We start from the raw sequence: 1,564 nt of genomic DNA, 5'->3' as shown, positions 1-1,564 counted from the left end.
AAGTGTGTCCTTGGCTTCCGGCCCGGTTTCGATCGTCCTGAGCAGGTTGACGAGGTGGTCGCTCCCGTCCGGTTCGCTGGCGTACCCGGGGTGCTCGTTCTCCGCGCCATAGGGTTTGACAAAACTCACGGTCGGCAACGTGCCGTTTTTCGCAGCCGCGATGAACCTGGTCTCGTCCTGCAGGTGGGCACGGCCCGGCTGTCCCGGGGCGTAGGCGGCGAAGTAGTTGAGCGGTTGGTGGTGATACTGGAAGAGAGGGCCGGGATGTCCGGCCTCCGCGTCGTCCCAACCGCCGGAGTACCAGTTCCAGGAAACACCGGCACCGCTCAGCCGGTCACCGATGTTCGGATATGTGACGTCGTCGATCAGTGGAAGTCGGATTGTGCTCGTACTGTGTGGTGGGCTCGTCGGTTGGATGGTGTTGACCGCATAGTCGCCGCATGCCACCGCGGGATCGGCGTTCGGGCCGCACACCTGGGTCAGCTGTCCGTCCTTCACACCGGTGGTGGTCGGTTTGTACAGCGGGTAGCTGTTGGGGAATCCGTTCGCGTCCACGACCGAGTGCAGGTTCGCGTGCGCGCCGCCTGGACCGGCGCTCGTGTCGATCGGGGCCCGCGCGGCGACCAGGAACTGGTGGTTCAGGAATGAGCCACCGAATGCCGCCTGAAAGAAGCGGTCGGCGATCACGTAGTTCGGGGCACCCGGGCTGTGGAGGTACGTGTAGATCGGCAGTGAGGTGGTGCGGTAGACGCCCATGGTCAGGCCCACCGCGTCACTGCCGGTGACGTAGCGGTTCTGCCTTCCCCCGTTGATCTGATACTGCTCCTGGTAGAAACGATGCACCAGGTCACGGGTGCAACCGCCGGGCTCGCTGCCGGGGCTGTTCGCGAGGACACCGTCGTCCGGCTCGACCCCGGGTGCCGGGCAGGTTCTGGCATCCGCCGGAATGTATCTGTCGATCGTGAACGGTTTGTTCGGGAAATGGCTCACCGGAACCCCGTTCGCCGCGTCCACACAGGCTGTGGGCAATGGACTGGGCGCCGTCAGATTCACGTCGTTCTGCAACAGACAGGTGTAGCGTTTGCCGTCCTGTGTGACCTGGGCCGTGCGCGACCGGTCCGCGTACCTCAGACCGTCGACCCGCTGGCCGCCTACTGTGCCCCACTGGCCGTAGAGATTGTCGAAGCTGTGATTCTCTTCATAGATCACAACGAGGTGCTTGTACCCACCGAGAACCGGACCATGCCGCCCGAGCCCCCCGTGATCTCGTGGGTTGGCAAGTGCTCCCGGAGCCATTCCGAGTCCGACCGCCACGGTCGCGCCTGCTGCGAGAACGGCCCGGATCACCTGTCCTCTTCGCACATTTCCTCCACGCTTCCTGGACTGCTTGGGGTCTCCGGCCGCGCGAAAATAATCGTATTCGCGTGATCTTCGGCCTACTGGCTGCCTCCACCGGGCAGTCGGAAGGAAGAGTATGCGGGCGCCGCGCCGAGCGTGGACCAGAAGACGTAATGCCGGCGTTTGTCTCGCAAAGAACAGGTAGCCTTGCGAGCTCATGTCTTGA

The 1,564-nt window shown here is 63.9% G+C and carries 1 protein-coding gene; it reads right to left on the bottom strand.

Translation table 11 applies throughout. The annotated features are described in order from the left end of the window. On the bottom strand, positions 1-1,362 hold a 1,362-nt coding region (locus tag U9980_RS11330; protein ID WP_322767879.1), incomplete at its 3' end, for an alkaline phosphatase family protein. Positions 1,363-1,564: the final 202 nt, after the last annotated feature.

This window comes from Protofrankia sp. Cr1 (assembly GCF_963555865.1).
GTDB lineage: Bacteria > Actinomycetota > Actinomycetes > Frankiales > Frankiaceae > Protofrankia.
The sequence above is the reverse complement of the archived record's forward strand: the minus strand, read 5'-3'. Positions and strand labels throughout refer to the sequence as shown.